Genomic DNA, 5557 nt, shown 5'->3' on the forward strand with positions numbered 1-5557 from the left:
CCCAATAAAATAAAAAACCCTCCCAAAATAGGGAGGGCAACAAAAACCACAAAAAGCAACTACACAAAAATATCAACTCTGTTTTTATCAACACCTATGATCTCCCTACCTCGCCATCTAAAATCAAGCGTATAAATAACTACCGAATCAACCTTAGGATCAATAATTTGCATAAGCTTAAACTTCATCTCCATAAATTTGCCCTCTGTCAGCTCACCCTCAAAAACGGAATTCTGAACCCAATGAAGATACCTCCTCAAAAATTTGCAAACCTTGGAAACACGCTTTTGTTCAACATCATAGACAACTATGTAATACATGGCTTAAAAATAAATTTTAATTGACTAAACCCACCAAACTTTAAACGGCTTATACTCCTCATCGCCGAATAGATGCTTAATTAACTTATAACATTCCAATCGTATCAGACCCTTGTAAGATATATTCCGACCAAGAGTTCTATGCTTGACCGTGCTTTCAACAAAATCATTAAGCTCCCTGACAAAAACTTTTCTTCCCTCTTCATTCAAATAGCAATAATTCAACTCACTGACGAAATGTTCCTCCCTTATTTGCCCACGATTTATAAGCTTAAAGATCAATCTGTCCACGATAACAGGTTTAAAAACTTCAGCAATGTCAAGAGCAAGCGAAAATCTTCTCTCCATCGGCTCGTGGAGATAACTTATTGTCGGATTCAACTGCGTCTTATATATCTCACCAAGCACCATAGTATAAAGCATTGAATTCCCAAAAGATATCAAGCAATTAACAGCGTTCTCGGGCGGTCTCTTTGTCCTTTTCCCAAAATCAAAAAATTCATCATCAATAATATAACCCCACCCCTTGTAATATGCACTCCTTATACGCGCCTCAAGAGTCATCAAATCATTTATCTCATCAATACAATCAATCTTTACTCTCTCATTTTCAACCATCTCAATAAAAACTTCCAATTCTGTCCGTTCATCAACATAGGACTTCAAATTCTTCAACATATTAAAAGATGCTCCATCAACAAACTTTTTAGCTATCTCAACCCTAAGGTCATAATCAAGATAGTGCTCCACCTGTTTGACAAGCAATCTTCCCGAGTTCAAAAATTCACGCGGGTAGAAACTACCCGAATAAAATCCAAAGCGATTGAAAACATGAAGCACTATGTTGTTCTGTGAAAGAAAATTGAAAAACTTTGTGTTAAATGTGAGCTCCCCAAAAACATAAATCGCCTCAATATCCTCAACCGGAATCGGTCTTCGCTTAACCGCCCCATTATCTTCAACCTCTGGATAACCAACAAAGCATAAAACTTCATCATCAGCAACCTCCTCACCAATAGGTTCAAAATAAATAGTGTTATCCCTTCTCCTTAAAATTCCAGACGAAAAAATATAATACGGCTTTGGCATAACCCCTTAAAAAATTTAATTTTCACTCCAACAAAGCTGGAAATAACTGCAACCCCTGCATTTACTCTTCTCTATTTTTGCCGGTGGCTTATCTTGACGAACTATCTTAAGGATATCATTCAAAATGTCATTCATCATCTCAAAATCTCCATCCAAGAGCTCAACATCAATTGTTTTCCTCAACTTTGGATAATTTATTCTCCCTTTTGCCCCAACCCCTTTATTTCTCAAATAAAAAAGATAATACTTAACCTGCCAGATATGCCCCTCTTCAAATGAGTCCGACTTCTTAACCTCATGAACTACCCCGTCCCTGTAGTCAAACCAATCAATTGCAATTGTATCATCAATCTTCAAATCCTTCTCCTTATCCCTGTAAAAAATTTCACTTAAAATTTTACCTATCTCAACAAAATCAGAGTTATGCTCCATTTCAATATGATTTGCGAAAAACCAAAGCTGTCTCTTGCAATGAAAATAATAATTCACCATCACCCCGGTTATTCTCGGATTCTCGTATATCATCTCATTCAAGTATGTTTGTTTCAAATTCATCTGTCAGAAGCCCTAACTCCTCATCATACATAGCCCTACAAAATAATGTTTTGCTATGCTCATAAATTTGACCGTTCTTACGAAGCTTAAAAAACTGAACAAACGCAAGCGGTAAGAAATATCTTATCGCCTCAAAATATCTTTTCTCTTCAATCAACTTAACATATTCTTCCTCATAAACATAAGGCACAACCTCAACAGATTTGACCAATCTGTAAAAATCATCTTCATTCACTTTATTATTTAACATCGGTAATACACTCCCCCTCAATCTTTTAAAACTCTCCACTGTATCGTTAAAAATTTTCCTTTGTTTCTCGCTAAACCCATCACAATAAACTCTCTCAACAAGATCAATGACATCAAATTCGCTAATCTTTCTTATCCCTTCAAGTTCCTTTTTCGTCCTCTCAATCAATTCTTTATCATAAATTTTTTTATCCTCATCTTGATATTGGCAAAACACAAAAACATCAGCTGAAGACAACCTCCCCCGTCTATTAACACGACCAGCCCTTTGAATTAATCTATCAATCGGGGCTATGTCGGTGAATAAAACATCAAAATCAATGTCAAGTGAGACCTCAATAGCTTGAGTCCCAACGAGAAGTTGAGCCTTTCTTAAATCTCTTTCAATTTTCTCTCTGTCTATCAATGCGAACCTTGAATGTATAAGTTTAGCTCCTCCGATCGCATCACCCTTTAACTGTCCGTAAATTTCCTGTGCTCTTTTGACAGTATTACACACAACCAAAACTCTTTTCCCGCTTGAAATCTCCCGCTTTATCCTGTCAAGACCATTAAGTATGAAATCATCAATTAAATTTATCGTGTGCCTTGAAACCGACCTTAAATTTTCTTCACTTGCCATCACAATTGAACTAGCTATTGGTTCAAAAATTTCCCTCAAAAACTTTGGAAATGTAGCAGACATAATCAGAACATCAACCCCGAAGTCCTTTTTTAAAATCTTCAATGTTTCAGAAAGAAGAGCTATCGTCCTCGCATCATAAGAATGAACCTCATCAACTATGACAAGCCCATCAACTATTTCGGCTAAACGCATTTCAAATCCTGAAACTCCAAATGCCTCCTTTATGAGCTGAAGATGAGTCATTATCTTAAATTGTGAATAAATTTTTTTGTTAAGGTCAATGAACGCAAGCGAAAACTTTTTTGCCTCCTCCGGAGAGTAACCCCTATCCCTGAAACTTTGATAAATAAAATACCCCGCTCTGTGATGTCTCATTCCAACTAATCCTTCCCCAAAATAATTCACAAACCTTTTGAACATATCATTTATGCTCGCAGTGTAAGGCAAAATATAAAACACCCTCCTTGTGAAATTCTCATTCTGATTTCTTTCAACCCAAAAAAGAGACGCCTCCGTTTTACCATAACCAGTCGGCGCTATCAAAATTAAACTTCCTTCCTTACGACCCGCTTCAATCTGAACATCCCTAAAAAAATTAAATTTGATAATTTCTGAGATTTTCCTTTCCAACAAAGGTATTTTAATATCACCAGCCGATGCGATATGATCACAGTTCAAAACGAAACCACGCATCAGGATCAAAGCATTCCTCATTCTGTCATCAAGCCCGTCATCACACAGGCGTAAATACCATTTTATTGCAAACTTGAACACATCAATAAGTTCATCAACCGAACTCGGCAAATTGAAATTGCCAAGTTCCTTTCCAATGAACCTCTTGCTTAAATCCGGTATCATCTTCATAAGCTGAACAAGCTCACCAAAATTATCCTCCAACTCAATAAGCGCATTTTGATAATTCTCTACCCCAGGCTTCCCATCAACAAGTGTTGAATACCTTTCCTTCAAATTATCAAGCTCCCAATGATGTGATACGATCCCAAGAGCAATTATCTTTTTGATCTCATCATCATAATCAAGAAGTGAAACAAAACCAGCAGATAAAATCTCATGCCTATAACCCCATTTTTTACCTTCACTTAAACTTCTCTGAAAACCCTCTGCAGCTTTTCCAAAGTCATGAAGATACAAAGCATAAAAAACATAGTCCCAAAACTCAGGAAAACCAACTCTATCTGGAACCCTCGGGTAAATCTTAATCAGCTGGGACAAAACTCCAAGCACATCAACGATGTGATCATAGAGCGTCTTTTCAGGCGATGTCTTAGCCAGTATCTTCCACATATCAATCTTCCTTTGGTTGAAGCAACTTAACAATGGTGCTGATCAATTTTTCAGTATTCGCAACTATCGATTCAGCAGTTTCATCCAAAACCCACGAACCAGCAAAACCTATGGTGCTATTGAGATAAATCGGCAATACAAGTTTTTCATCTTTAATAACCCATATAACAGCATACATAGTTGAAAGGTTTTCCTGAAAGCTATTCCCTTTAAATCTATCCATCGTCAAGATTATAACTTGAACCCTTGATTCGTCCTTATAAGTCAATCTAAACATACTTGAGTTAGCAAATTCTTCCTTCACCTTAAACACCAATCTCTGCCCAACCATATCTTCAGCATTGTCAACCACTTCAACTGCTACCTGCGAAAATATCTCAGAATTTAAAACGAGAAGAAAAACGAAAACGAATTTAACTTTCCCCATAGAAGTATATCCCCCAATTTTTTTCTTGATCAAACCACAACGGCTCAATTTCATAATTTATAAACCTGTTCAAAATGACAAATGGTTGAATATCTTTCCCTCTTCTTGCTCCGTTCGGACTATAATCAAAATACATCGGCAAAGCGATAATTGGTCCTGCAACACCTTTAAAATTAAACGGAACAATCGTCCGACCAAATCTAACTGGTGAAGATTTTTCAATCTCTATTCTTTTAATCTCTTCAATCTTCGCCAGTTCTTGCGTCCGACCAAGTAAAATGGGAAACTCAGGCCTCTTAAAGTAAACTTCAAAATCAACATTTGAGATGTAAAGATATAGCTCGGGTAATGTCAAAAACTCCCGCTTAACAACATTTGACTTTGCCTCAAATTTAACCTTCAAGCTCAACTCATAAATCAGCTCCAAGTCTTCCCCTTTTCCTTTGTGAAGAAAAACATAACCGAAGCATATCTCACCTGGCTTAACTATTTTTCCCACTACTGCTGAAATAACCCCAAGAATCGTGCTCGGCGGTGGAACTTCAAGTGTTGGCTGGGCACCAGAAATAAAAAACGGACTTCTAAAAGAAGATGTTATACCCGTTATTTTTACTCTTAAAACTTCCATTTTCAATTTAAGTTTTATTTTTGAAAAGCCGGGCAAAAGCCCGGCAAATTTTTACATTGAAGCGACAACATTTTTCACAAGCTCGGCAAATTCCTCTATCGCCTGCTTCGGCGTTGATATCACTATCTTCTTTTTGTCACCAAGATTTAAATCTTTAAACCGCTTTCTAAATTCTTCATCCAATCCATCAAGAAATCCCGGGTGTATGCCAACATAAATATCCGAACGAATTATGTCAGCATAATCCTTAACCGTTTTCTCAAACGCATCAAAGTTGAACCTGACTTCACCATTGTCCTCATAGGAGAGGTTCATAAAGATATTATTTCCACCCTCAACGATAGCAAGTAACNCCAACC

General features: G+C 36.9%; 6 protein-coding genes. All 6 read right to left on the minus strand.

What is annotated here, in order from left to right:
• Window positions 1-59 precede the first annotated feature (59 nt).
• The 6 genes from cas2 to cas5b are packed head-to-tail and all read right to left on the minus strand — an operon-like array spanning window position 60 to window position 5198.
• A complete protein-coding gene (gene cas2 / locus FKZ43_RS11310; RefSeq protein ID WP_140946004.1) occupies window positions 60-320 on the minus strand; it encodes a CRISPR-associated endonuclease Cas2 in 261 nt (86 codons plus the stop codon).
• Between the two features lie 24 nt (window positions 321-344).
• Complete coding sequence (gene cas1b / locus FKZ43_RS11315; protein WP_140946005.1) at window positions 345-1409, minus strand: type I-B CRISPR-associated endonuclease Cas1b; 1065 nt, start codon at window positions 1407-1409, stop codon at window positions 345-347.
• A gap of 15 nt (window positions 1410-1424) precedes the next feature.
• Window positions 1425-1964, minus strand: a complete 540-nt coding sequence (cas4, locus tag FKZ43_RS11320; RefSeq protein WP_235894760.1) for a CRISPR-associated protein Cas4 — start codon at window positions 1962-1964, stop codon at window positions 1425-1427.
• Window positions 1936-4143, minus strand: coding sequence for a CRISPR-associated helicase Cas3' (cas3, locus tag FKZ43_RS11325; protein ID WP_140946006.1), 2208 nt, complete (start codon window positions 4141-4143; stop codon window positions 1936-1938). The genes cas4 and cas3 overlap by 29 nt, the downstream gene beginning before the upstream one ends.
• A gap of 1 nt (window position 4144) precedes the next feature.
• Window positions 4145-4570: a hypothetical protein gene (locus tag FKZ43_RS11330; RefSeq protein WP_140946007.1), complete on the minus strand. Its 426-nt coding sequence runs from the start codon at window positions 4568-4570 to the stop codon at window positions 4145-4147.
• A complete protein-coding gene (gene cas5b, locus FKZ43_RS11335; protein ID WP_140946008.1) occupies window positions 4557-5198 on the minus strand; it encodes a type I-B CRISPR-associated protein Cas5b in 642 nt (213 codons plus the stop codon). The genes FKZ43_RS11330 and cas5b overlap by 14 nt, the downstream gene beginning before the upstream one ends.
• Between the last annotated feature and the right edge of the window lie 359 nt (window positions 5199-5557).

It is taken from the genome of Candidatus Thermokryptus mobilis (assembly GCF_900070205.1).
Taxonomy (GTDB): domain Bacteria; phylum Bacteroidota; class Ignavibacteria; order Kryptoniales; family Kryptoniaceae; genus Kryptonium; species Kryptonium mobile.